The sequence below is a fragment of the Paraglaciecola sp. 25GB23A genome (assembly GCF_040012495.1).
Taxonomy (GTDB): Bacteria; Pseudomonadota; Gammaproteobacteria; order Enterobacterales; family Alteromonadaceae; genus Paraglaciecola.
This window is the reverse complement of record NZ_JBDYKM010000009.1, coordinates 31,028-56,254: the sequence shown is the minus strand read 5'-3', so window position 1 is coordinate 56,254 and position 25,227 is coordinate 31,028. Positions and strand designations below refer to the sequence as shown.

The 25,227-nt window shown below is 42.8% G+C and carries 27 protein-coding genes and 1 other RNA gene; 19 read left to right on the top strand and 9 right to left on the bottom strand.

Annotation, left to right across the window (positions count from 1 at the left end):
* Window positions 1–29: 29 nt before the first annotated feature.
* The 7 genes from rpiA to ssrS form a co-directional block, all read right to left on the bottom strand.
* On the bottom strand, window positions 30–686 hold the full coding sequence (gene rpiA / locus ABKW31_RS13595; RefSeq protein ID WP_348617087.1) for a ribose-5-phosphate isomerase RpiA: 657 nt from the start codon (window positions 684–686) through the stop codon (window positions 30–32).
* A 65-nt stretch (window positions 687–751) separates the two neighbouring features.
* Window positions 752–1,345: a 5-formyltetrahydrofolate cyclo-ligase gene (locus tag ABKW31_RS13590; RefSeq protein ID WP_348617086.1), complete on the bottom strand. Its 594-nt coding sequence runs from the start codon at window positions 1,343–1,345 to the stop codon at window positions 752–754.
* A gap of 11 nt (window positions 1,346–1,356) precedes the next feature.
* Complete coding sequence (locus ABKW31_RS13585; protein ID WP_348617085.1) at window positions 1,357–2,970, bottom strand: ATP-binding protein; 1,614 nt, start codon at window positions 2,968–2,970, stop codon at window positions 1,357–1,359.
* 106 nt (window positions 2,971–3,076) lie between these two features.
* A complete protein-coding gene (locus ABKW31_RS13580) occupies window positions 3,077–4,024 on the bottom strand; it encodes a nucleoside hydrolase (protein WP_348617084.1) in 948 nt (315 codons plus the stop codon).
* Window positions 4,025–4,044: 20 nt separating this feature from the next.
* Window positions 4,045–4,938 carry a ribokinase gene (locus ABKW31_RS13575; RefSeq protein ID WP_348617083.1) on the bottom strand — a complete coding sequence of 298 codons (894 nt, stop codon included), beginning with the start codon at window positions 4,936–4,938 and terminating at the stop codon, window positions 4,045–4,047.
* A 113-nt stretch (window positions 4,939–5,051) separates the two neighbouring features.
* Entirely contained in the window at window positions 5,052–5,462 is a 411-nt protein-coding gene (locus tag ABKW31_RS13570; protein WP_348617082.1) for a hypothetical protein, read from the bottom strand.
* 33 nt (window positions 5,463–5,495) lie between these two features.
* Window positions 5,496–5,676: non-coding RNA, 6S RNA (gene ssrS / locus ABKW31_RS13565), on the bottom strand.
* A 168-nt stretch (window positions 5,677–5,844) separates the two neighbouring features.
* Here ssrS and ABKW31_RS13560 point away from each other — a divergent pair.
* From ABKW31_RS13560 to ABKW31_RS13530, 7 genes are all read left to right on the top strand, one after another.
* Entirely contained in the window at window positions 5,845–6,414 is a 570-nt protein-coding gene (locus ABKW31_RS13560; RefSeq protein WP_348617149.1) for a UPF0149 family protein, read from the top strand.
* Between the two features lie 47 nt (window positions 6,415–6,461).
* Entirely contained in the window at window positions 6,462–7,805 is a 1,344-nt protein-coding gene (gene pepP / locus ABKW31_RS13555; RefSeq protein WP_348617081.1) for a Xaa-Pro aminopeptidase, read from the top strand.
* A 24-nt stretch (window positions 7,806–7,829) separates the two neighbouring features.
* Window positions 7,830–9,038 carry an FAD-dependent monooxygenase gene (locus ABKW31_RS13550; RefSeq protein ID WP_348617080.1) on the top strand — a complete coding sequence of 403 codons (1,209 nt, stop codon included), beginning with the start codon at window positions 7,830–7,832 and terminating at the stop codon, window positions 9,036–9,038.
* Between the two features lie 50 nt (window positions 9,039–9,088).
* Complete coding sequence (locus tag ABKW31_RS13545; RefSeq protein ID WP_348617079.1) at window positions 9,089–9,325, top strand: hypothetical protein; 237 nt, start codon at window positions 9,089–9,091, stop codon at window positions 9,323–9,325.
* Window positions 9,326–9,686: 361 nt separating this feature from the next.
* On the top strand, window positions 9,687–10,154 hold the full coding sequence (gene ybaK, locus ABKW31_RS13540) for a Cys-tRNA(Pro) deacylase (RefSeq protein WP_348617078.1): 468 nt from the start codon (window positions 9,687–9,689) through the stop codon (window positions 10,152–10,154).
* 114 nt (window positions 10,155–10,268) lie between these two features.
* The gene (locus tag ABKW31_RS13535; RefSeq protein ID WP_348617077.1) at window positions 10,269–10,667 is read left to right on the top strand and encodes a hypothetical protein; all 399 of its coding nucleotides are present in this window, start codon (window positions 10,269–10,271) and stop codon (window positions 10,665–10,667) included.
* A gap of 59 nt (window positions 10,668–10,726) precedes the next feature.
* On the top strand, window positions 10,727–10,996 hold the full coding sequence (locus ABKW31_RS13530; protein WP_348617076.1) for a hypothetical protein: 270 nt from the start codon (window positions 10,727–10,729) through the stop codon (window positions 10,994–10,996).
* Window positions 10,997–11,014: 18 nt separating this feature from the next.
* On the opposite strand, the gene ABKW31_RS13525 is transcribed toward ABKW31_RS13530, so the two are convergent.
* Entirely contained in the window at window positions 11,015–11,920 is a 906-nt protein-coding gene (locus ABKW31_RS13525) for a hypothetical protein (protein WP_348617075.1), read from the bottom strand.
* Between the two features lie 156 nt (window positions 11,921–12,076).
* On the opposite strand from ABKW31_RS13525, the gene ABKW31_RS13520 reads away from it, so the two are divergent.
* Both ABKW31_RS13520 and ABKW31_RS13515 read left to right on the top strand, forming a co-directional pair.
* Window positions 12,077–12,829, top strand: coding sequence for a sulfite exporter TauE/SafE family protein (locus ABKW31_RS13520; protein WP_348617074.1), 753 nt, complete (start codon window positions 12,077–12,079; stop codon window positions 12,827–12,829).
* A gap of 56 nt (window positions 12,830–12,885) precedes the next feature.
* Window positions 12,886–13,239, top strand: a complete 354-nt coding sequence (locus ABKW31_RS13515; protein ID WP_348617073.1) for a rhodanese-like domain-containing protein — start codon at window positions 12,886–12,888, stop codon at window positions 13,237–13,239.
* Window positions 13,240–13,317: 78 nt separating this feature from the next.
* Here the strand turns inward: ABKW31_RS13515 and ABKW31_RS13510 are convergent, their stop codons facing one another.
* Complete coding sequence (locus ABKW31_RS13510; protein WP_348617072.1) at window positions 13,318–13,650, bottom strand: DUF3718 domain-containing protein; 333 nt, start codon at window positions 13,648–13,650, stop codon at window positions 13,318–13,320.
* A 407-nt stretch (window positions 13,651–14,057) separates the two neighbouring features.
* Between ABKW31_RS13510 and ahpC the strand changes: the two genes are divergently transcribed.
* From ahpC to ABKW31_RS13460, 10 genes are all read left to right on the top strand, one after another.
* On the top strand, window positions 14,058–14,627 hold the full coding sequence (gene ahpC / locus ABKW31_RS13505) for an alkyl hydroperoxide reductase subunit C (RefSeq protein WP_348617071.1): 570 nt from the start codon (window positions 14,058–14,060) through the stop codon (window positions 14,625–14,627).
* An 88-nt stretch (window positions 14,628–14,715) separates the two neighbouring features.
* The gene (gene ahpF / locus ABKW31_RS13500) at window positions 14,716–16,314 is read left to right on the top strand and encodes an alkyl hydroperoxide reductase subunit F (RefSeq protein ID WP_348617070.1); all 1,599 of its coding nucleotides are present in this window, start codon (window positions 14,716–14,718) and stop codon (window positions 16,312–16,314) included.
* 688 nt (window positions 16,315–17,002) lie between these two features.
* Entirely contained in the window at window positions 17,003–18,025 is a 1,023-nt protein-coding gene (locus ABKW31_RS13495) for an efflux RND transporter periplasmic adaptor subunit (protein ID WP_348617069.1), read from the top strand.
* 4 nt (window positions 18,026–18,029) lie between these two features.
* Window positions 18,030–18,758 carry an ABC transporter ATP-binding protein gene (locus ABKW31_RS13490; RefSeq protein WP_348617068.1) on the top strand — a complete coding sequence of 243 codons (729 nt, stop codon included), beginning with the start codon at window positions 18,030–18,032 and terminating at the stop codon, window positions 18,756–18,758.
* Window positions 18,755–19,912 carry an FtsX-like permease family protein gene (locus ABKW31_RS13485; protein ID WP_348617067.1) on the top strand — a complete coding sequence of 386 codons (1,158 nt, stop codon included), beginning with the start codon at window positions 18,755–18,757 and terminating at the stop codon, window positions 19,910–19,912. Before ABKW31_RS13490 ends, ABKW31_RS13485 begins: the two co-directional genes overlap by 4 nt.
* A 2-nt stretch (window positions 19,913–19,914) precedes the next feature.
* Window positions 19,915–21,102 carry an ABC transporter permease gene (locus ABKW31_RS13480; protein ID WP_348617066.1) on the top strand — a complete coding sequence of 396 codons (1,188 nt, stop codon included), beginning with the start codon at window positions 19,915–19,917 and terminating at the stop codon, window positions 21,100–21,102.
* A gap of 602 nt (window positions 21,103–21,704) precedes the next feature.
* Entirely contained in the window at window positions 21,705–23,033 is a 1,329-nt protein-coding gene (locus tag ABKW31_RS13475) for a sigma-54 dependent transcriptional regulator (RefSeq protein ID WP_348617065.1), read from the top strand.
* Window positions 23,026–23,229: a histidine kinase gene (locus ABKW31_RS13470; RefSeq protein WP_348617064.1), complete on the top strand. Its 204-nt coding sequence runs from the start codon at window positions 23,026–23,028 to the stop codon at window positions 23,227–23,229. Before ABKW31_RS13475 ends, ABKW31_RS13470 begins: the two co-directional genes overlap by 8 nt.
* Before the next feature lie 48 nt (window positions 23,230–23,277).
* Entirely contained in the window at window positions 23,278–24,774 is a 1,497-nt protein-coding gene (locus ABKW31_RS13465) for an ATP-binding protein (protein ID WP_348617063.1), read from the top strand.
* Window positions 24,764–25,225, top strand: a complete 462-nt coding sequence (locus ABKW31_RS13460; protein ID WP_348617062.1) for a response regulator — start codon at window positions 24,764–24,766, stop codon at window positions 25,223–25,225. The genes ABKW31_RS13465 and ABKW31_RS13460 overlap by 11 nt, the downstream gene beginning before the upstream one ends.
* The last annotated feature ends 2 nt before the right edge of the window (window positions 25,226–25,227 follow it).

Here is a 25,227-nt window from a genome sequence, read left to right as displayed (position 1 = left end):
AGCAAATAGTTTGTATGAGCATTGTTGGCTTAAAGAGTTGATACCCCTTTGTCGCCAGCGACCAACACCACATCAGCACCACGGGCGGCAAATAATCCATTAGTAACAACGCCAACGATGTTGTTGATTTGTTTCTCTAATTCAATCGGCTTAAGAATTTTAAGATTGTAGACATCTAAAATAACATTGCCGTTGTCGGTGATAACACCTTGACGATAAACGGGGTCACCACCGAGCTTGACCAGTTCTCGTGCAACATAAGAGCGGGCCATGGGGATTACTTCAATAGGCAGGGGAAACGTACCTAATACACCAACCTGTTTTGAATCATCGACGATACAAATAAATTTATTCGCCACTGCGGCGACTATTTTTTCACGGGTTAAGGCTGCGCCTCCACCTTTGATCATATGTTTATGTTCAGTGACTTCATCTGCACCATCAACATAGATATCAAATGACCCTACTGAGTTTAAATCAAAGACTTCGATGCCCAGTGCTTGCAATTTTTTGCTTGAGGCCTCTGAACTGGATACTGCGCCCCTTATTTTAATGGCCATAGTGCCTAAGGCGTCAATGAAATAGTTGACTGTTGAGCCTGTACCGACACCAACAATAGCGTCGTTTTCTACAAATTTAAGCGCTGCTTCAGCAACCGCTTGTTTCTTTTGGTCTTGAGTTAGCATAGGAATGACTTAATTATTGCAAATATAGAGGCCGTATTGTAACTCATCAATGCTGCAAAAAAATCTTAAAGCGTAAAAATTTGACTGGGAGTGATGATGCGGTGTAAGGGAATATCCCAATATTGTATGGGTAATGCTTCGCTTAGCTGACAATCGTGGGCTAAGCCAATAATGCAAGGGCGCCTGCATAGTTCATCCAAGGTCGCTAGGGTCCGATCGTAATAACCCCCTCCCATGCCAAGTCGATTGCCTTGTTTATCAAAAGCAACAAGTGGGGTGAAAATGATATCTATGTCCTGTAATGCAACGATCTTATCTAGTGCAAATGTGGGTTCACTAATACCGTATTTATTCAGTTGTAAGTGCCACTGGGCTTGATGTTGTAAAAAAAGCAAATGGCCAGCACGGTTTGGATCGATTACGGGCAATACAATGCTGATATTACGCTGCCAGCAATACTCAATCACTTTTTGAGTGTCGACTTCACCATCATTGGGCAAATAGCAGGCAATGCTTTTAGCCTTTATAAATGCGGGGTCAGTCAGACACTGTTCAAGCAATGCCTGAGCGGCATGGTGTTGCTCAATAGCACCGATGCTATTACGTTTTTCTCGGTATTTTTGGCGCAGTTCAGCCCTTTTAATTTCAGTGTTAGACATTAATAATTAAGCTAATTCAGGAAGTTTGAAAGGGTTTTCTTTAAATGATCTAGCTCAACGGGTTTGGTTAAAAAATCGTTAAAAACAGACTCTCCTTTTTTCATTTTTTCTTGTTCGAAACTATCGGCAGACAAGGCAACTATGGGTAAGTCGGGATAGTTGTGCCGCAAACGGTGACTAGTTTCAATCCCGTCAATACCCGGAAGATGAATGTCCATCAACACTAAATTAAACTTATGCTGACTTACTTTAATGAGTGCTTCTTCGCCTGAGCCCACCATGAGTGTTCGCAAACTAAAGGTGTCTAACATGGCTTCTATGACAGCTTGGTTAATTTCGTTATCTTCAACCACTAAAATGAGATTATTGGGGCTAAATTGTTTTTCTGGTATGGCAGTCGATGTTTGATTTATGGCTGAACTCGGCGGCAATATCAAAGGCATCGTCACAGTGAAAACGCTGCCTATCTGCACTTCACTTTTTAGGTTTATGCTGCCTTGCATTAATTCAACTAGTCCTTTGGTTATGGCTAAACCAAGCCCAGAACCTTGGCTATTTTTTGCATTGCCCAGTTGCTTAAATTTGGTAAATAACTGGGCTTGATCAGCCACACTTATGCCGTCACCGTTGTCTTTAATCTCTACAATAAGTGTGTTTTCATTGCCGCTAATATTTAATCTGACTTTGCCATTTTTGGGCGTATATTTAATCCCGTTACTCACTAAATTAATCACAATCTGGCTGAATTTAACTTCATCAAGCATGAGCATTTCAGGTAAGTCTGGTGCGATATGATATTGAAAATCGATATCTTTATCGGCAATACCGACCGCTAACATACCTGCCACTTGTTGAATGAGCATGCGTAAATCGGTGGGTGCCAATTCAAGCGTCATCATGCCAGCTTCAATTTTATTAATATCTAAAATTGCATTGACCACTGATAAAAGTCGCTTACCACTGTAATCAATATGTTTCAAATATTCTAAACACTTCGTTTTTGGATTAAAATTGGCGGCGTCACTCAACAGCAAGCGACTAAAACCAATGATAGCGTTTAAAGGCGTGCGCAATTCATGACTCATATTAGACAAGAAGTCAGTCTTATTTTTATCTATGGCGTGTAAGGTTCTTATTTTTTGTCGTAATTCCATTTGAGAAATCACGTTGCGTCCTAAAATTTCTAGTGCGTTGGCCTGCTTTTGACTTAATTTATTGGGTTTTGAATCAATTGCACACAGGGTGCCAATGGCATGTCCTTCCGGGGTAATCAAAGGGGTTCCGGCATAAAAACGGATCTTTGGGCCTTCGGTCACCAAGGGGTTATCAAAAAAGCGTTGGTCTTTAAGAGTGTCTTCAACCTGAAAAATTTCTGTTTGATTAATCGCGTGGGCACAAAAAGCAATATCGCGAGAGGTTTCTGTCGCATCAAGTCCAACTGCAGATTTAAACCATTGGCGGTTTGGATCAACCAAGCTTATTAAAGCAATCGGCGTACCGCAAATTTCTGAAGCTAACAGAGCTAAATCATCAAACACCTTTTCAGCTTCAGTATCAAGAATATTGTAGTCGTAAAGTGCTTTGAGTCGTGCTGTCTCGTTTGCGGTTAAAGCGGCTGATTGCATAATTTACCCAATAATGACTGCAGATTGACAACATTCGTTGCCTAAGACTGACTTTAGTGGAAAAGTCGGCCTTAGGCTACTGTAACTGGGGTATATTTTTTAAAACTTAACTTAGGCTGTAGGTATCAGTATAAAGTTGAGTAAGACGTTTGCTATCGACTTTAACCGCAACATTGACTTGACGCGCATTTAACCAATCAGCACTGGTTGTTGTGTTAGGGGGCGCAATCGAGGTTTGCCCAATGTTTAACGGGTCGGTCGATACTCGCGCATGACCACGTTTAAGTTCAAACAAACTAGGATCCACTAAGTGAGCTATGGGCATCGCATCATGGAAAAAACACACTCTTTGCTCTCTATTTTGTGAATAAAAATCCACATAAAATTGAGCCGCATCATGCACAAAACCGCCACATTTTTGATTATTGCGTTTTAAGGTGTCTAAAAATTCTAGTGAAAAAGGCACAGTCATAGTGACATCCAAGCCAAACATCGTCACTTCCCAATCAGCGGCGAATACGATTTCAGCAGCAAAGGCATCGTTCCAGATATTAGCTTCCGCTACGGGGGTTACATTACCCGGTACAAAAGCAGCACCACCCATGATAGACACGCCTTTCACCAATTTTGGTAATTCAGGCTCGAGTCGCAAGGCTAAAGCAAGATTGCCCAATGGACCAATTGCGACCAGAGTAATTTCTCCTGGATGCTGGCGGGCCATATCCACAATAAATTGTGCTGAGCTGCGCGGATCAAGTTTTCTGTTAGTGGCTGGCGGAAAATTAATGTTGCCAAAACCATCATCGCCATGCACAAAGTGCGCATAGCCTGACTCTTTGCCTACCCAAGGCATCCCTACGCCTTTACAAACCGGAATATCTTGGCCTGCCAACTCACAAAGCGTTAAGGCGTTTTGTGCTGCCATCTCCACAGGCACATTGCCATAAACGGTGGTTAAACCGAGAACGTCAATTTCAGGGGATTGAAATGCAAAGAAAATCGCCATTGCATCATCGATGCCCGGATCAGTATCTAAAATAATTTTATGACTCATAACTGTCTTGCTTCCTTAAATTATTGTCTTTTGGCCAAGAATCGATTGACTTCATCTTTAGTCGGGATCGATTGCGCAGCACCTGATTTAGTTACTGCTAGGGCTGAGGCGGCACATGCGCGGGTTAATGCTGTTTTTGAATCGCTGTGAGCCGCATAAGCGGACAAAAAATAGCCGATGAAGGTGTCGCCCGCTGCGGTGGTGTCAACGGCGGTAACTTCAAATGCTGCTACGTCGATGGTTTTTTCTTTTTTCAACATTCTTACGCCTGCTTTACCGAGCGTAATTAATACTTCTGCTTGTGGCCAGTCCTTGCGAAAATACGCTTCTATTTGATCAAGGTTTTGGTGACCTGAAATTTCCTCTGCTTCCACTTGGTTAACAATCAGTAAGTCAATGCAATGCAAAGGTAAATGTTTTACTGATTCCGTCATGGGAGCAGGGTTAAAGGCGACCTTCAAGCCTTTCTCTTTTGCTTGCAGTAACACTTGGTCAATCGAGCTTGTTTCATTTTGGGTGAGTACCCAATCACTAGATTTAGCCCCATCCAAAGCTTGTAATATGTCTTTTTCACTCAACTCTTGATTAGCACCGCCAAACAACACGATGGCATTTTCCCCTGAAGGTGTGACTTGAATAATAGCGTGACCAGAGGCGGTGTCGGTGCAATTAACATACTTGCAGTTAATATTTTCGCGGATCATGGTTTGTTTAAACCCAGCATCAGCTTGATTTATCTTACCCACATGCCATACATCAGAACCCGCTCGAGCTAAGGCTATCGATTGATTTGCGCCTTTTCCACCAAGAAGTTGTTGATAAGATTTAGAGGCCTGCGTCTCGCCAGGCTGAACAAAATGATCCACTTGATAAACATGATCAATGTTAATAGAGCCAAAATTTATAACGGCCATATAATTGCGCCTTTTTATTAGTGTATTGCAGCGTCAATCTTGAATATCAATTTGAGCGCGACATGTTTAAGCCAATCGTCAAATATAACGCAAACTAGACTATTTGGTCTAGTCTAGGAAAAAATAGTACTTAATCGTTGAATAAAACTTTGTTTGGGTTGGAATTCACTGGTATTAGTTAAAAATAACCGAATTGAAACGGTTGCACCATGTCCCCATGGCCACCACGCAACCATCACCTTGGGTTGGCTTTGATAATCGCTGCTAAATAGTTGCTGGTTTTTGACTAATTTGGCAAAAAATCCGGCGAGATGTTTTACTTCTTCTGGGGATTTTTTAATGGATTTCACATCCCATTGATGTGGAAGTACACTTTGGAGAGCAGCGACAACTTGCTCTTGTTTGTCCACTGAAAACTCAGCCAACATCACTTGATGAAAATCGTTGTATTGCCACTTAATCAGCGGTGCTAAGGCATCAATAACCGCCTTTCCTTCTGTCTGCAATTGTTCTTCTTTATTCATTTTACTACCAGTGAACATCATCCGTAAATCAGGGTGCCTCCCAAAATCCCGCTGTTTAATAATCGCCCGTGAACCGAAAGTTCAGGGCGGAAGTATCATCACTGCCGTAGGCTTCTCGATACGAGCCGAGCTTGCACAATAGCAGTGGAATCAACTCCCAGGTGGTAAAGCATCGGCCAGGGACTAACTAAACTGGCGAAGACTCCAGGAGGCGCAGAAAAATATAATAGGTAGCGTTTTCTATACAACCGACCACTACCCTACCATTATAAACTGTTATTTGTCAGATATACCATGATGATTTTCATCTTAAGCAGTCAAGATATGGGCATCAGATATGCAAAATGCTAAGATTGACGCAAAAATACCATGGGAGTTTATTTTGGATACAACCAGTCAACTATATGAATCGGTAAGTGTTATTTTAGAGCGTAATAATATCTTAACCAGTGCTGCAGAGATACAAGGCATGATATGTGGCATGTTGGGCGGTGGAATGCCCCTAGAGTGTCAAGATTGGTTGGAACCGCTGGCTGATTTTGTTAATCAAGGCGAACCGCTGGGTAAAGAAGTAACTGATGTATTGCTGTCTTTGTTTGATACAACCTGTCAACAGTTAGTGGCCAGTGATTTTGCCCTAGTCTTGTGTTTACCCGATGATGCCGCACCTATTAATGAGCGTGGCCAAGCCTTATTAAGCTGGGTTCACGGTTTTATGTTAGGTTTTGGTTTGCACCAAGCCGACCTTACTGGGTGCTCAGATGATGTAAAAGAAGGGTTGGAAGATTTTGCTGAAATCGCCCGTATGGATGATGAAATGTCTGAAGATGAAGAATCAGAGCAAGCTCTATTTGAAGTGATGGAATACGTTAGAGTCACTGTCATGTTATGTTTTAATGAGTTAGGTAAATCACCTGAGCAGCAGCAGGGCGAGCCTAAAACAGTACACTAAGCGTTTATGTATTTTTGTTAATCTTGTAGTAGAGAAATTATTGCCTAATGTTAGCCATGACTGAGTTTTATGCACACCGCCAACAGTTATTAGCGTTGATGCAAGATAATAGCATTTGTTTGATCCCTGCAGCTCAATTAGTGTCCCGCAGTCGTGATACTGAATATGCCTTTCGCCAAGACAGTTATTTTCACTATTTGACTGGTTTTCCAGAACCTCAAGCTTGGCTAGTTTTATCTAATCGACCAAGCTCAGCGGCGCGGTCTAAAAGGGGCTTAAGTGTTTTATTTTGTTTAGACAAAGACCCAGAAACTGAAATTTGGCAAGGTAAGCGAATCGGCCCTCGTCAAGCTAAAACCCTTTTCGAGTTTAACCAAACCTTCAGTTTAGAGGAATTAGACGAGCAGCTGTTAAGTTTAATCGACGGCCATGACCATCTATACTTTGCTCAAGGGCATGATGCACAGGCCGATGAATTGGTTTTCTCTTTGCTGACTGCTCTTCGCGAGGCTCCTAAACAAAGCATGCAAGCGCCGCAGAGTCTGATTGATGTAAGGGTTTTACTAGACGAAATGCGCCTATTTAAGTCCGCTGCTGAAATAGACATTATGCGCCGCGCAGCTGATATTTCCGGTCAAGCGCATATTCGAGCTATGCAACGTTGCCAAGCAGGTTTAAACGAATACCATCTTGAGGCAGAACTTCATTATATTTTTGCCATCAACGGTGCCAAACATCCGGCTTATGGCACGATAGTAGGCAGCGGTAACAATGCCTGCATCTTACATTACACTCAAAATGATCAAGAACTCATAGATGGTGATTTGGTCTTAATTGACGCTGGCTGTGAACTACAAGGTTACGCTGCCGATATCACGCGTACTTTTCCAGTTTCAGGCAGGTTTTCCGCGCCGCAAAAGCAGCTTTACCAACTGGTGCTCGATGCCCAGTTAGCCGCTTTTAATACCGTGAAACCTGGCAATACCATGAAACAAGTTGCCAATGCCGCTATTGAGGTTCTCACCGCAGGTTTAATTGAACTGGGTTTATTGTCAGGAAGTCTGGCATTTAATCTACAAACTCAGCAATACCGTGATTTTTTTATGCACGGTATTGGGCATTGGTTAGGACTCGATGTACATGATGTAGGAAATTATCAACAAGACGGACATGAGCGACCCTTGCAAGCCGGTATGGTACTGACTATTGAGCCCGGCTTATATGTTGCTGACGACGCTGATGTTGATCCTAGTTGGCAAGGAATAGGTATCCGCATAGAAGATAACTTACTGGTAACCGCCCAAGGCTATGAAAACTTAACAGCTGCCACTCCTAAGCAAGTTGTTGATATTGAAGCCCTAATGGCGCAGTCTGGCGATGGTATACAATGACAAATACAATGAGCAGAGATCAGCATGCAATCCTTTGATATTATTGTGGTTGGGGCAGGAATTGTTGGCCTCGTTCAAGCCTTAGCCTTAAAAAATAGCGGGCTAAAGGTAGCAGTCATTGACAGTCAGCCACCCCCAGAAGTACCTGAGGGGGAACCTCGCCACAGGGTTAGTGCGCTCACACTCGCTTCGCAAAATGTATTACACGCCTTAGGTGCCTTTGCGCAAATTAGCAAACAACGCAGTGCTGCCTATTGTGGTATGTCGGTATGGGAGCGAGATAGCTTTGGCCATATTGAATTTAACGCACGAGACGTCGAACAAGCTTATTTAGGCTACATTGTCGAAAATCAAGCGGTGCAAGCGAGTCTGTGGCAGCAAGCAGTAGAGGCTGATTTCATTAGTCTTTTTTCTTCCTGCCAGATAGATAAATTGGCCCTATCAGCGCAAGGTAATTTCATTAGCCTAAATGATGAGCGCATGTTGTCGGCCCGCTTAGTGATCGGTGCTGATGGGGCTAACTCATTGGTACGAAAACAAGCTAATTTTCCGCTAACCTACTGGGATTATGATCAACATGCTATCGTGGCAACGGTTAAAACGGTCACACCACATGACAATATAGCTCGGCAAATATTCACACCAACCGGTCCTTTGGCTTTTTTACCCTTATGGCAAACAAACTATTGTTCGGTTGTGTGGTCTCAAGATGAAGCTGAGGCAAGCCGTTTATTGCAACTCTCAGCGGAAGATTTTAATAAAGCCTTAACGGTAGCGTTTGATAATCAATTAGGTTTGACCGAACTGGTCAGTGACCGTCAATCATACCCACTGAAAATGCGTTATGCCCGTCAATGGGTCGCAGATGGTGTGGTGATTGTGGGTGATGCAGCCCATACGATACACCCACTTGCAGGGCAGGGCGCTAATTTAGGTATTATGGATGCTGCAGCCCTTGCCGAACAAATTGAGAATTTAGTGAAGGCGGATAAAGATTTTGCCTTAGCAAAAAACTTACGTCCCTTCGAGCGCTGGCGTAAAACTGAAGCGGTAAAAATGATCGCCACCATGGAAGGGCTTAAGCGCCTTTTTAGCGGCAACAATAATACCAAAAAATTTATTCGCGATGCTGGATTAGCCAGTGTTAATCGTTTCTCACAAAGTAAACGCTTACTTGTCAAAAACGCCATGGGCTTAGCAGGAGAATTACCTGCTTTGGCTAAATCTAAATAGACAAGTCATCTTTTTGGTCTGCTTGTTTTAATGTTTTATTAAGGATATCTATGCACTCCAAAATGCTGCTACTTGGACTTCTACTTTTGGGTTTAACCGCCTGTGCAGAACCCAAAGTGGTGTCGGCCGACCCATCTGAACGCGCCGATCAAGGTAATAAACCCCTAAGTGAAAAATGTGAAGATGCAAAACAACAACTGGATAGATCAGTAGCCGCCGGGCAATTATCGGATCTAAGAGAGTTAAAACGGAATATTGAATTGTATTGTTTATGGCGCAGGAATTAAGGTTTTTAGGCTAAAAGCAAAAGCATCTAACCACAACCAACTCCGTTGCGGGAGCTCAGAGAACAACATAAGACAAGGATTTGGTTAAGAAAAGCTTGTTTTGTTCGTCCCTAAACAACTCCGTTGGGGCAACGCCGGTTACCGGGAACTCCTACAAGGGAGAAGGTGTTGTAGGAGCTGCTCCGTAACGGATGTTATTAGCTGCGAAAAATCAACCTTGTTGATAAACGGACATAGTGATATCAAATCAACATTTGCGGTTGATTTTTTCGTCCCTAAAGGAACTCCTACAAGGGAGGGGGGCCGTGACGGATGTTATCAACTGCAAACAAAAAAACACGAGATACGAGATTAAAACATTATGACGCCAGCGGTTAATTTACTTAAGAAAGCCAAAATAGCGCATCAGGTGCATGAGTATAGTCATGATGCTCAACATGAAAGTTATGGTTTAGAGGCGGCAGAGAAGTTACAACTCGAGCCGTCGCGTGTTTTTAAAACCCTGGTGGTTGTGCTTGATTCAGGCCAGTTGGCCTGTGCTATTCTTCCAGTAAATCAAATGCTGAGCATGAAAAACTTAGCTAAAACGCTGGGCGTAAAAAGAGCCGAGATGGCCAATAAATTGGACGTTCAACGCAGTACAGGCTATGTATTAGGTGGGGTGAGTCCCTTGGCGCAAAAAAAACGTTTGCCGACGGTTATCGACATAAGTGCACAAGACTATCCAACCATTTATATTAGTGGCGGACGCCGCGGTTTAGAAATAGAAATGGCGGCCAGTGAATTAGCACAATGCCTAAAGGCACAATTTGCTCAGCTTAATAGCTGACATTAGGCACATAAAAAGCATAAAATAAATCTCACAGCTAAGGTTAATCTAATTTTAGGAGCGGTATTGAGAGACATACATGGTAATTTCAATCTGGTTTTGTCAGGTAATATAATGTTTACCCTTGCAACCGGTCCATGGAATGCAGAGTCTGTTCGCCAATTTAATCGTGAATATATTAAGTTAGTCAGTCCTTTATTTGGCAAGCAGTGGGGCGATTTAGTAATATTGCAAGGCGAAAGTTTGTTGATCCCGGATGCAGAACATCTTATTTCGCAAACGGTGCTTAAAAGTTGTCAACGAGGTTTAAGCCATGTTGCCTTGATAGTGAGTGATAGCTCAATCCGCACCATTGCTCGGGCTCAATTTATGAAAATTTATCCGTCATCGGGTTTGATAGTGCAATATTTTGATAATCAACAAGAAGCCCTAGATTGGTTACTTCTGCAAGGTTTGTATTGTGATAAAACTGAGATTACGCAGAAGCTTGCAAAGTATTTTAAGTTAAACTAATAGATCTCAGCCGCTGGTGGTTGTTAGTCTTTTTTCCCCTTTACTAAGAGTTATAAATTATGTTTAAAAAGATAATAATTGTCGGATTTATCGCGGCATTGAGTGCATGTCAGGCTGTGCCTGTTGACGAACAAAAAATGCCTACGGCGGCAGAAGTTGCAAAAGCGGCTAAAGCAAGCCAAGGTAAAGCAGAGCAAGAAAAAGCGCCTAATCCAATAAAATGTCAACAAGCTAAGCTGAATTTAGTTGAAGCAGAAGGCAGTCAAGATGTAGGGCAAATAAATTTTGCTAAAGACGCAGTGCATAGATTTTGTGATGATTTTCAATAACATTACTTGGGCACTAATCTAAAGTAAATCTATCCAAAGATCTTTACGTTCCAATGGCGTTTCTTTAGGCAGCAAAGGGTTGTCTAAAGAGATTAAGCGTCGTTTTGCTGACTTAACTGCATTAACTTGTTCGCCATAGTAGCGCATAAAAAGCGCGTCCATAGACCCGTCTTTATGGGCCATTTCCAAACCCTGCAATAGTTGCTGTGCTAACACAGTGTTTTCTTTGCTTACATAAAAATAGAAGGCGCTTGGGTAATGCATAATAATGTATGGGTCGATGGCAATATTGAAGTGTTTATGTTGGTCGTAGTCATAATCTAGTTCGAGAATTGAACGCGGAAAATAGTCAAAACGCCCTTTGCTTAACATGCCAAACAAGCCTTCAACGTCACTGCCTTTTACCACTGTAATCCCATTTGACTCTAAAACGAGGCTGTCACTCCAAGTGTGAAACTGGCCTGGTTTGAGTTTTTTAAATTGCTCTAAGGTGTGAATATCGGCAAAAAGCGCCACGTTTGTGCCTCTTACTAGCGGAATACGCCAACCATATAAGCCCTTAAACAAAGGAAAACGCACCGCTCGATATTTTTGTTCACGTTCTAAATTAGAGCCTGCAAAAACCACATCTAAGCCATCATTATTGGCTAATAACTCAAAGTTTCTGTCTTTAGGTATATCCGCCCCCAAGGCGCGCACCTCGTAATCTATATCTGGGCTATAGCTTAGGGTGTGTCTTAACAATACACTTAAATAATATTCACTTTCATAGCCTGGATAAACCACTAGGCCAGGGGTCTTACTGAATGAAAAGCTTGCAACCACGCTCAGTAAAACAACTAACAAAGGGCGAATCAGTGGGTTTAAGTAGGGTATTGAAAACTTATAACCAGCAGAGGTAAGTGAAGTTTGGTAAAAAAACATGAATAGAATGCTCTTCTTCGGCGTTTAATTTGACTAAATTTGGCGATAGGTCAGTATAAGGCAAATACGCTTTATTATGAAATTTCAGTTTATCTGGATTCGTTAAGCCAAAATACACTTTTCCCGTCATGTTCAACGATTAAAGAAATCATTTTTATGTTAGAGCTATTTGGATATTCTCTTGATTACGCCACCCTAATCCTGCTTTTTGTTGCGGCTTTTTTTATTGGCATGGCAAAAACCGGTGTGCATGGTAGTTCAATGTTTGCCGTGCCTTTACTGGCGATTATTTTTGGCGGCAAGATGTCAGCAGGTTTGATGTTACCCATGCTCATCATGGCCGACTTATTTGCGGTTAAATATTACCATCGCCATGCAAACTGGAATTATTTGCTCAAACTTTTTCCTTCTGCGGCAGTGGGCGTTGTCATCGGTACTTGGTTGGGCAACGTTATAGATGATGACGTTTTTCGCACTGTTATGAGTGTGATTATCTTTATCAGCCTAGGTATTATGTTGTGGATGGAAAAAGCCAATAAAGAGCACATTCCTGATTACTTATGGTTTGCGATTTTAATGGGTACCTTAGGTGGTATCACCACCATGATCGGCAACCTGGCTGGCTCTGTGATGGCCTTGTATTTACTCAGTATGCGCTTGCCGAAAAATGAGTATATTGGCACTTCGGCGTGGTTTTTCTTAGCAATTAACCTGTTTAAAGTACCTTTCCATATTGTTAGTTGGCAGAGCATAAGTGTTGATTCATTTCTACTTAACCTGCTATGTTTGCCCGCTATTGCGGTAGGGGCATGGGCGGGTATTGGTGTGGTAAAACGCATACCTGAGCGCTACTACCGTTGGTTAGTCATTGGCATGACTGCTGTTGCCGCGGGCTTTATGCTTATCTAAACTTCGCGCAGGCTTGAATCGCAATATTCATTAATTTTTATTTCACGAGGTTATATATGTTGAGACAGATATTTGCACTCATATTGAGTTTCTTTTTATTAAGTGGCTGTGGGCAGGCCCAAGAGCCTATTGCTGGTTTATCAGAAGCGGTGATTATTGATGTCAGAACCAATGAAGAGTGGCAAGCTGGGCATTTGCCTGACGTAAAGCTGATCCCATGGGAAACCATTGTGCTTGAAACGGATAAATTAAATTTAGATAAAGACCAAACCATCGCGGTATTTTGTCGCAGTGGTAATCGGGCTGGTAAGGCAATGGCTTTGCTAAACGAGGCGGGTTATACCAAGGTGATTAACTTGGGTAGCTTAGAACAAGCTGCCAGCGCCTTAAACCAAGACATTGTTAAATAAGATTGAAGCCAAAGTGGAGCGCAAGTCTACACAATAATGGGGTAGCAGATTTGCGCTTCAACATAAATACCGTTCGATTTATCGTGCTGCCACATTGGCTACAATAATATTTTCACTGTATTTACCGTTGGTAATGAAGTTATTAATTTTATCAACGTTTTTGCCGTATTGTTCAACAAAGTCAACAAAGCTTAATTCATTACACTGAATTTTTTCAGCCACATAACGTTTGCTCATGCCTGTGTCTTGCAAGGTTTTTAACAGTTTTAAACGATTGCCTTCGGCAGCAGTGATACATATTTCAGTGTCAGCACTATTGTTGCCTGCAACAAAGTCACTCTGAGCATTAGCCAAGCCAATTGAACCAACAGTAAGAGCGATGATAGCGATAGATTGAGTTAAGTTTTTCATGATATTTCCTTTTTAAAGTAGATGTTGTGTTTTTGGTGTTACCTGAACCAGATATAGCAACGACAATGCCATGTTTAAAATTATCAATTAAATCAGTGTTTTATGTGTTTTTGCAGCGTTAAGAAGAGTAGGTTTATCAGTAAAAAAAAAGAAGTTGCATTGTGCTGGCTAAAATTTGGCTAATTTAACCACTTGCTTGGTTAAAATGACACTGTAGTCCGGCGAGGTACATAACATTGGGATTTGTTTGGCAACAGGCGTGTTTAATAAGGGCTAAATTTGCCTTTAATGTCTCATTCAATAAATCGATTAAATCAATCTATTACATCAATTTTAATAGTGTGGCACTAACACTTACTATCCTGTCTGAGATTTACTCCAAACACACTTTTCAACAAGGAATTATCATGTATCAAACCATTATCAATACCAGCATATTACCTTTCAAAGCGACTGCCTTTAAAAACGGTGAGTTTGTTGAAGTCACTGAAAAAGATGTATTAGGCAAGTGGGCTATTTTCATGTTTTATCCTGCCGACTTTACCTTTGTTTGCCCCACAGAGTTAGGCGACTTGGCTGATTATTACGCTAAATTGCAAGAGATGGGCGTTGAGGTTTATTCAGTGTCTACTGATACTCACTTTACTCACAAAGCGTGGCACGACACCTCTGAGACTATTGGTAAGATCACGTTTCCAATGATTGGCGATCCAACTGGTAAAATTACTCGCAACTTTGGTGTAATGATTGAAGAAGATGGTTTAGCGTTGCGTGGAACTTTCGTTATCAATCCTGAAGGCGTAATCAAAATCGCTGAAATTCATGACTTAGGCATTGGTCGCTCTGCTTCTGAGTTATTGCGTAAAGTGCAAGCTGCTCAATACGTAGCGAGCCACGATGGTGAAGTATGTCCAGCTAAATGGCAGCCAGGTGAAGCCACATTAGCACCGTCACTAGATCTAGTCGGTAAAATCTAAACCGCTAGCCTCAAGTCGAATTCGATGGCGCTTGAGTCATCGGGTTCGCACTTAGATTGACAGCAAACCTAAGCAAAGGAGATCCAAGGTGTTAGATGCTAAATTAAGTACGCAACTCAAAGCCTATTTACAGAATTTAAAAACAGAAGTGCAATTACATATTGCCCTTGATGCCACGGCGCATCCAAAGAAATCAAATGAAATCAGTGAATTGGCTAATGAAATTGCGCAGCTTTCTGATTTAGTTAAGGTTGTTCAACAACAAGATAGCAGCGTACGCGTGCCTTCAATGCAAGTGGTATCTCCAAGCAAAAATACCAGCATAACCTTTGCTGGGGTTCCGCTAGGACACGAATTTACTTCTCTAGTGCTAGCGCTGCTGCACAGTGGTGGCCATCCATTAAAATTATTACCAGAGCAAATTGAATTTATTCAAGGTCTGGAAGGAACATTTGAGTTTGAGACCTTTGTTTCGCTCAGTTGTCAAACCTGTCCTGGTGTAGTGCAAGCCCTCAACATGATGGCCGCACTTAATCCTAATATTCAACACACCATGATAGACGGTAGCTTGTTTCAAGACGAAGTGACCAAACGCAACATTATGGCTGTGCCCAGTGTTTTCCTTAATGGCGAGGCCTTCAGTCAAGGCGGTGTGACCATTGAGCAGGTATTGAAAAAAATCGACCCAAGTGCCGGCAAAAAACAAGCGGCACAACTACAACAAAAAGCCCCCTTTGAGATGCTGATAATTGGTGGCGGGCCAGCAGGTGCTGCTGCAGCAATTTATACCGCACGCAAAGGCCTGCGCACAGGTATTGTGGCTGACAAGTTTGGTGGCCAAGTGGCAGAAACGGTAGGCATTGAAAACTTTATTTCTGTCAAAGCTACCGAAGGTCCAAAATTAGTTTCAGGTTTAGAAGAACATGTACGCGACTATCCGGTTGACATCATGGCGGATAATCAAGCGGTTAAATTAAGCCGTGTGACCAGTGAGTTAGGTAACGTCATTCATGTTGAATTAGCCAATGGCGCCACCTTAAGCAGTCAAGCGGTTATCCTTGCTACTGGCGCCAGATGGCGTGAAATGAATGTACCGGGAGAAAAAGAATATCGCAGTAAAGGCGTCGCTTATTGCCCACATTGTGATGGCCCACTGTTTAAAGGCAAACGGGTCGCCGTTATTGGCGGAGGTAATTCAGGTATCGAAGCTGCGATTGATTTAGCCAATATCGTTGAACATGTCACGGTATTAGAATTTGACAGTAAATTACGCGCCGACAAAGTATTACAAGATAAAGCCATCTCTATGGGTAACATCAGCGTTATCTTAAATGCACAAACCACAGAAGTGCATGGTGATGGTGAGCGGGTAAACAGCTTAAGTTATACCGACAGAACCGATGGCAGTACTAAAAAAGTTGAGATAGCCGGTATCTTTGTACAAATTGGTTTAGTGCCCAACTCAGAATGGTTAAAAGGCGATATAGAATTAACCCCAAGGGGTGAAGTGGTGGTAAACAATAAAGGCGAAACCTCTATTCCCGGTGTATTTGCCGCAGGTGATGTGACCACATCTCCCTATAAACAAATCATCATCGCCATGGGCGATGGTGCCAATGCCGCGCTAGGCGCATTTGATTACCTCATTCGCCAAACGGTACCAGGTAAACAAAACAAAGCTGCGTAAATTCTCCAATCCTAAATGTGTGTTTTCACCGCGTTCGCCCACCGGCAACGCGGTTTTTTTTTATTAAAAGTTGATAAATACACATTCCCAGCATATCAACATTTGATGTTGATTTGTTCGTCCCTGAAGGAACTCCTACAAGGGAGGGGGGTTGTAGGAGCTGCTTCAGCTGCGAAAAATCAACCTTGTTGATGAATTGGCATTGGTTGTTAAATCAACATTTGTTGTTGATTGGTTCGTCCCTGAAGGAACTCCTACAAGGGGAGAGATCTGTTGTAGGAGCTGCTTTAGCTGCGAAAAATCAACCTCTTTGATGAATTGGCATTGGTTGTTAAATCAAAATTTGTTGTTGATTGGTTCGTCCCTGAAGGAACTCCTACAAGGGGGGAGATCTGTTGTAGGAGCTGCTCCGTAACGGATGTTATTAGCTGCGAAAAAATCGACATTTTCGGTTGTTTGGTTCGTCCCTAAACAACTCCGTTGGGGCAACACCGGTTACCGGGAACTCCTACAAGGGGGGCATCTCCAATCTAATAACTACTACCTAAAATCTTATCTCCGCTATTTTGCTTATTGTGACAATTGTCATAACAAAGTTGTGACTTTTGACCTATTTGTTCATCGTTCTTTTGTGCCATGATTAGGATGTGTAAAATTTAGGCAAAAAACCGTCATCTAAGGGATCATTGTGAACGACAAAAGTGAGTTATTGCAGCAGCTTAAAATTGATAGAAATTCACCCCCAGAATCCACTGGTATTAAAATTTGGCAGCTAATTTTGGCAGTGATTGTTTGTGTAGCCTTAGCCATCTGGTTAACTCTGGAGTTTTTGGTACCAAGCAATTCAGTCACCGCTAGTAGCGGGGTCGTCGCATCGACTTCTGTCAATCAAAACCCCGCAAATGTTGAGCAAGCCAACCAGCCTGCTAAAGTACTTGAAAACAAAAGTATCCTGAATTCCTCCGGTTATATTACCGCCAGACGCATGGCGACTGTTTCATCTGAAGTCATGGGTTTGATCACAGAGGTCAACGTTGAAGAGGGCATGAATGTTGAACAAGGTCAAATACTGGCTCGTTTAGATGACGCCATTGCTCAGGTGAATTTTGATTATGCAGTCGCGCAAATTGCTGTATTAGAGGCAAGGCGCAAAAGCACTATAGCCAATTTAGATGAAGCAAAATCGGCTTATCAACGTGTACTAAAAAATACCTATTCAAGTGATGCCGAGCGCACTCGCGCTTTTGCCACACAACAAAGTTTACTCGCCAATTTAGAAAGCGCTGATGCTGATCTGCTATTAGCCAAAATCGAAGTACGTCGTCAACAAGAGCGTTTAGATGACCACACTATTCGAGCTCCTTTTAGTGGGGTGGTAACGCAGAAAAATGCCCAACCCGGCGAGATCGTCGCACCGTCTTCAGCGGGCGGCGGATTTACCCGCACCGGTATTTGCACCATTGTTGATATGAGTTCTTTAGAAATTGAAGTGGATGTAAATGAAGCATTTATTGGCCGGGTGTATCCCGGACAAAAAGTAGAAGCAACCTTAGATGCCTATCCCGATTGGCTTATACCGGCCTCAGTGATTGCCACTATACCCACTGCAGACCGAGCTAAAGCAACTGTACAAGTAAGAATAAAAATTGAGTCAAGCGATCCCCGTATTCTGCCCGACATGGGCGTCAAAGTCGGGTTTTTAAAAGAATAACGGCGTGCAACGACGCCTCAACAAGGAAATGATGATGACAAGCGAAAATCTATTTGAACTGAACAATGTAGCTAAGCGGTTCACCAAAGGAAAAGAGACCATAAGCATATTTGAAGACTTAAATATGCACATTAAAACAGGTGATTTTATGGCCATTATGGGGCCATCAGGTTCAGGTAAAACCACCTTATTAAATCTGCTCGGTGGTGTCGACCAGCCGACCACCGGTGAAATTACCTTTGACGGTCAACGTATCGATAATTTGAGTGAAAGCCAACTGGCCAAATGGCGAGCTAACAACATCGGGTTTATATTCCAATTTTATAATTTAATGCCCATGTTAAACGCGGCAAAAAATGTTGAATTACCCCTGTTATTAACTAATTTAAGTAGCAGTCAGCGTAAAGCCCAAGTAGAAACAGCTCTTAAACTCGTTGGTTTAAGTGACAGAGCCAAACATATGCCAAGCGAAATGTCCGGTGGTCAACAGCAGAGGGTCGCCATTGCGCGCGCGATCGTATCTGATCCCAAGTTTTTATTATGTGATGAGCCCACCGGCGATTTAGACCGTCAAACCGCCGATGAAATTCTTGAGATGCTGCAACTGCTGAACAAAGAATTTGGTAAAACCATCGTCATGGTGACTCATGACCCCTCAGCCGCTAAATTTGCCACCCATACCGTGCATCTGAACAAAGGTAAATTTGTTAAAGCAGAGGAACTCTTGCTATGAAAGATTTCTATCTGATCTATAAAAATCTCACCCGCAAAAAAATGCGCTTGTTTTTAACCACCTTTGCCATTTTTATCGCCTTTTTGATCTTTGGCGCGATCATGTCTTTACGCAGTGCACTCAATGCAGGCGTTGAAATGTCGGCAGATAATCGCTTGGTGGTCGTGCATAAAACCAGTTTTACCAATCCTTTGCCCTATGCTTATGTCAATAAAGTTAAAGCGATAGAAGGCGTCAAAGATGTGACGCATGCCAATTGGTTTGGCGGTTATTATAAAGAACCGCGTAATCAGGTTGTCAGTTTTGCGGTTGATCCTCAAAGCTATATGACCGTTTATCCCGAGCTGGTGGTTGAGCCAGAACAGTTAAGTCGTTGGTATAAAAATCAAACAGGCATATTGGTGGGTGAGCGCATTGCCATCGCCAATAACTGGAAGGTGGGTGACCGTATTCCGCTCTCATCTAATATCTTCTCACAAAAAACCGGAGGGCAAACCTGGGAATTTGAAATTGATGGCATCTTCAAAGGTAATGAAGAAAAAATTGATACCAGCTATGTTCTTATTCATTACAAATATTTTAATGAGACCCAATCTTGGGGCGGAGACAGCATAGGCTGGCTCATTTTAACCACACTGGATGCGAGCTTAAATGAGCAAGTCGCCAAGGTCATTGATAGCGAGTTTGCCAACTCCAACAACGAAACCGATACCAGCACCGAACAAGCCTTTAACAAAGCCTTTATCGATCAAATTGGTAATATTGGTTTGATTATTTTTGGCGTGGTGTTTATGGCCTTTTTTACCATATTAATCGTGGTCGGCAATACTATGGTACTGGCCATTCGAGAGCGTACTAATGAAATTGCTGTGCTTAAAACCCTAGGTTTTGCATCGTCCCGAATCTTTAAAATGGTGCTGGTTGAGTCGTGTCTATTAGCCTTTTTAGGCGGCCTCTTAGGTATCGGTGGCGCTTTCATCATTATCAAAGGGGCTTCAGAACAAATGGCGCGCTTTTTACCTAACTTAGTACTTGGCTCAGACGTATTGTTACAAGCGCTGGCTTATATGCTAGTGCTGGGTTTAATTACCGGTATTGCACCTGCCATCAGTGCCTTACGTTTAAATATTGTTACCGCATTTAGCAGGGGATAAACATGAGTACCTTAATGTCACAAAGTGCCGCCGTTATAAAAATGAATATACAAAGTTTGCCCCGACGTTTATGGATGTCGTTGGCCATGGTGTTTGCCAGTGCGGTGGTGGTCGCCATACTCTTAGCCTTTTTAGCCATGGCCAAAGGCTTTGATGCCACCATGAAAAGTGCCGGCTCAGAGGATATTGCCTTTTTCATGCGTACCGGCTCAGCGGCTGAACTAAATAGCTCAGCATCAAGAGAGCAAGTTAATTTAATTGAAAATGCCCCAGGTATTGCTCGCGATGAGCAAGGGCCAATGGTATCGCCTGAGTTATATGTCATCGTTGATGGCGTTAAAAAATCCACTCAAAATGAAGCTAATATCCCCCTTAGAGGACTTGACCAACGAGGCGTTGCAATGCGCAAAGGTTTCACCTTAGTCGCAGGGCGTATGTTTAACCCAGGTACCGACGAATTAATTGTTGGTGCGGGCATTTTACGCGAGTTTGACGGCTTTGAATTAGGCCAAGAAATTCGTTTTGGCAAATACAAATGGAAAGTCGTTGGCGTGTTTTCTACCGGGGGTAACGTGTTTGAAAGTGAATTGTGGGCCGATGCCAAGGTTATTCAAAATTTGTATAATCGAGGTAGTTCTTATCAGTCCATTCGGGCCCGGATGACTTCACCCGACAGTTTGCCACTCATCGCTGAATACTTAAAAAATGAACCGCGTTTAACCCATGAAGTACAAGCCGAATCAAGCTATTTTGCCGAGCAAGGAAAAAGCCTAGGTTATATGGCTATGTTTGGTTGGGTCATCAGCTCAATCATGGCTCTCGGCGCATTGGCTGGCGCTTTAAATACCATGTATACCTCGGTATCCGACAGAGCAATGGAAATCGCCACCTTAAGAGCCATCGGTTTTAGCCACTTCTCGGCCTTTATCGGCACCATGGCCGAGGCCATGACCTTGGCTGCCATAGGCAGTATCGTTGGCTCCCTGGCTGCTTTTATCTTTTTTGACGGGCTCAGCGCTTCAACTTTAGGCGGCAGTTTTACCCAAGTGGTATTTAGCTTCCAGCTAAGCCCAGATCTGTTTATCAAAGGCATTAGCATGGCACTCATTATCGGCTTTATCAGCGGCTTCTTCCCCGCCTGGCGCGCAGCAAGAGTGCCCGTCATTGTCGCTTTCCAAACGGCACGCTAAGGGAAAAAAATGCAGATGCGAGATATACGAAATACAGATAAAGACAAAAAAGTTCATACCACAGAGCGCACAGAGGAAAAGTAATAAATCGTTGGAACTAGGGTGGCTCTTGTAGGAGCTGCTTTAGCTGCGAACAATCAACCTGTTTGATGAATTGGCATTGTTTGTGAAATTATCATTTGATGTTGATTGGTTCGTCCCTGAACCATGCCGGTTACCGGGAACTCCTACAAGGAGGGCTTTTGTAGGAGTTGCCGTAACGGATGTTATTAGCTGCGAACAATCAACCTGTTTGATGAATTGGTATTGTTTGTGAAATTATCATCTGTTGTTGTTTTGTTCGTCCCTAAAGGAACTCCTACAAGGAGGGCTATTGTAGGAGCTGCTTTAGCTGCGAAAAATCAACCACCGGTGATGAATTGGCATTGTTTGTGAAATCATCATTTGTTGTTGTTTTGTTCGTCCCTGAAGGAACTCCTACAAGGGGGGGGACCTGCCTCTATTTGGGGTTTACTGAACGATCACGTAATCATTACTGGGCAAGTTCGCTTGAAATTTGGTATCTTCTACTTTGCGTAATAATAGATGTGTAGGGAGACCGTGTGCTAAATGTGTTATTGGTTGATGATGATAAGGACTTTACTGATGTTGCCAGTCAAATAATTGAGTTTTTAGGGCACGATGTTACCTCTGTGCAAAATTTGGCTGAAGCTTATCAGGTGCTCGAATTTACTGTTTTCGATCATATTTTTCTTGATTTTATGTTGCCAGACGGCAGTGGTTTACATTTAATCGATCATATTAAAAAGCTCAATACTACACCTTATATTACAATGATCACGGGTCATCCATCGGTCAAAACCATGTTGGCTGGACTCTGCGGACCTAAGGTTGATTATCTACTTAAACCTTTGCAACGCGAAGATTTAGAATCTGCGTTGTCACGCAAATCATTGAAAAAGAAACCCCCAGTAACCAAAGGGCCTACCTTACATTTTGGCTGTTTAATTGGTGAGTCGAAGACTATGCAGGCCTTGTACAGCATGATTGAACGCGTCGCCAATACATCGGCTAATGTGATGTTGATGGGCGAAAGTGGCGTGGGTAAAGAACTGGTGGCCAAAGCAATTCACCAGGCGAGTAAAGTCAGTGGGCCTTTAGTGGCAACAAACTGTGGCGCAATCACCAAAGAATTAATCGGTAGCGAGTTATTTGGCCACGAGAAAGGTTCGTTTACTGGTGCAGTAGGGCGCAAAATAGGTGTGTTTGAACGAGCCGAAAATGGCAGTTTGTTTTTAGACGAGATAACTGAAATGCCACTCGACATGCAGGCGTCTTTATTGCGTGTATTAGAAACTAAGAAAGTGGTTCGGGTCGGCGGTACTACTGAAATTAATGTTAATTGCCGCGTTGTATCAGCGACCAATCGTAACCTAGCTGATTTGGCGCAGAGTAAAGCATTGCGCGAAGATATTTATTTTAGATTAGCGGTTTTTCCTATGGAAATCCCACCCTTGCGTGAGCGTAGCGAAGATATTCCCTCGCTTGCAGAGGTATTTTTAAGCGAGCTGAATGAAGAATATGACGCTAACTTAGCTTGGGCTCCAGAGCAGCTAATCAGGCTGTCTGAATATTCGTGGCCAGGCAATGTGCGTGAATTACGCCATGCAGTGCACCGCGCTTTTATTATGTCTGATATGCAGGGCAAAAAGGTAGAATTACCTGCACGTTTTGAGTCGCCATTTGCTCGTCAAGAGTCGAAGTCTGCGGGGATCAAAGCCGGACAAACCATTGAAGATGTAGAGCGATTATTGATCAGCGCTACTTTGGATAAGGTCGATGGCAACAAAACAATGGCCGCTGAAATGCTCGGTATTAGTACCAAAACCTTGTATAACCGTTTACACGCCTATGGTGAGTTTGATGGCTGAGCAAGAGAGCGACTTAAAGCAGTTAATTCATGATGTGCGTGGGCCATTAAACAAAATATCCATGAACGCTGAATTAGTTAAGTTAGTTATCGAAAATGATCTGCCGCGAGAAAAAGCCTTAGCAGCCTTGGATAAAATTATTCAAGATTGCCAAGTATGCAGTCAGCATCTGCAACAAATAGCTGAAACAAAATAAACACTGAGCTGTGTGTAATTAAGTCAGCCAAAAGGTAACGTAAGCGCAATGCAACGGATTAAATGGTTAGAAAATACCACTATAACGTGGGTGTTGATTTCAGTGATCACCTTCAGTGTGATCGTCGGTAATGCGGTTTTAGCCAGTAATATCATTAATAAATTATCTGCCACTCAAAATAGTTTACTGAATGCTGGTAACGTACTTAATGCATTAAATAATTTACATGTTTTGATTTTATCAGCAGAAACCGGACAACGGGGTTACCTGCTAACTGAAGATGTGCAGTATCTCGCTCCCTATACCGAAGCGCTAGATGACTTGTCTGAACAACTAGACACCGTTGCCCGTATCAAGTCTGAATTGCCAGCGCAAAAGGCGCGTATCGATACCTTGTTGAATCTCACCCGTGAAAAAATGCAAGACTTGACCGCTACTGTCGATTTAGCTCTCGATGATGAAGAAAAACAGGCACTTAAACGAATGCTGACCGGCCGCGGTCACAACATTTATCAAAGCATTGATCAACAATTCGCAGCCATACAAAAAGCAGAGGAGCTTTTTAGCTTAAGCTTGTTTGCTAATCTTGCCAGTGCACAGAGTGAAGCGCGGGTAACCTTTATTATATCTGCCATCACCAGTTCATTACTGTTGGTAGGCATGGTCTTTTTAGCCATTATTAATATCCGCATTGAGCGGCAAAACCGCGAAAGACTCGAATACCAAAATGAAGTATTGGCGGATAAAGTTCAGGCCCGCACCACTGAGTTGAAATTATACTCTGAAGAACTTAAACGCAGTAATCGAGAGTTAGAAGACTTTGCCTTTGTCGCTTCCCACGACTTACAAGAACCCCTGCGCAAAATCCGTGCATTTGGTGACCGTCTGCGTTCAAACTATGCACAAAGGCTTGATGAAAAGGGCGACGACTACATCAATCGCATGCACAATGCGGCCGAACGTATGTCTGATTTGATCAACGACCTATTAGAGTTTTCCCGTATTAATACGCGGGGTAAAGACTTTGTCAAAGTTGACCTGAATGACACAGTGGCCACCATCATTGATGATCTAGAAATTGCCATTAAAGAATCTGACGCACAAATTTCGCTGTGCACGCTGCCCATCATTGATGCCGATCCCAGTCAAATGTATCAACTGTTGCTCAACTTAATTTCTAATGCCGTTAAATTTAAAAAAGCGGGTGGTGCGGTACAAATTAGCTTTAGTTATCAACTTGTTGATGCGACTGCAGGGCAACATCATATCAGTGAAAAGTGGCACTTGATTACCATCACTGATAACGGAATCGGCTTTGCCCAAGAATATGCAGATAAGATTTTTTCTCCCTTTCAGCGTTTGCATTCTCGTGATGAATATAAAGGTACCGGCATTGGTTTAGCGGTATGTCGTCGCATTGTAGAACGTCATCACGGTCAAATAAGTGCGCAAAGTGCTGAAGGCCTAGGAGCTCAATTTAGTATTCGCTTGCCCGAGCAACTTAGTCCATTAACCTTAGATAGAGACCAACGTAATGCACTTTAGCAAAGCTCGCAGTATTACCATTTTAATGGCAGACGACGACGCAGATGATCGTTTGCTAACTCAAGATGCACTCAAAGAAAGCAAAGTCCTTAATCGCATGTTCTGTGTTGAAGACGGCGTCGCCTTGCTGCAATATTTGCGCAGAGAAGGTCAGTATACTGATAAAGAGCGCTATCCGTGGCCCGGTCTTATTTTGCTGGATCTCAATATGCCACGCATGGATGGACTTGAGGCGCTGCAACAATTAAAACAAGATCCAGAATTACGCAGTATTCCGGTAGTCATTCTGACCACCTCCAAACAAGAAGAAGATATGGTCAAGGGCTACGGCTTAGGGGCCGCCTCTTTCATTACCAAACCGGTCGATTTTGCTGGTTTGGTTGAGCTAATGAGAGCCATAGGCAATTACTGGGTTGAGTTTGTTGAACTACCCAATACTGACAACGAGTGAAA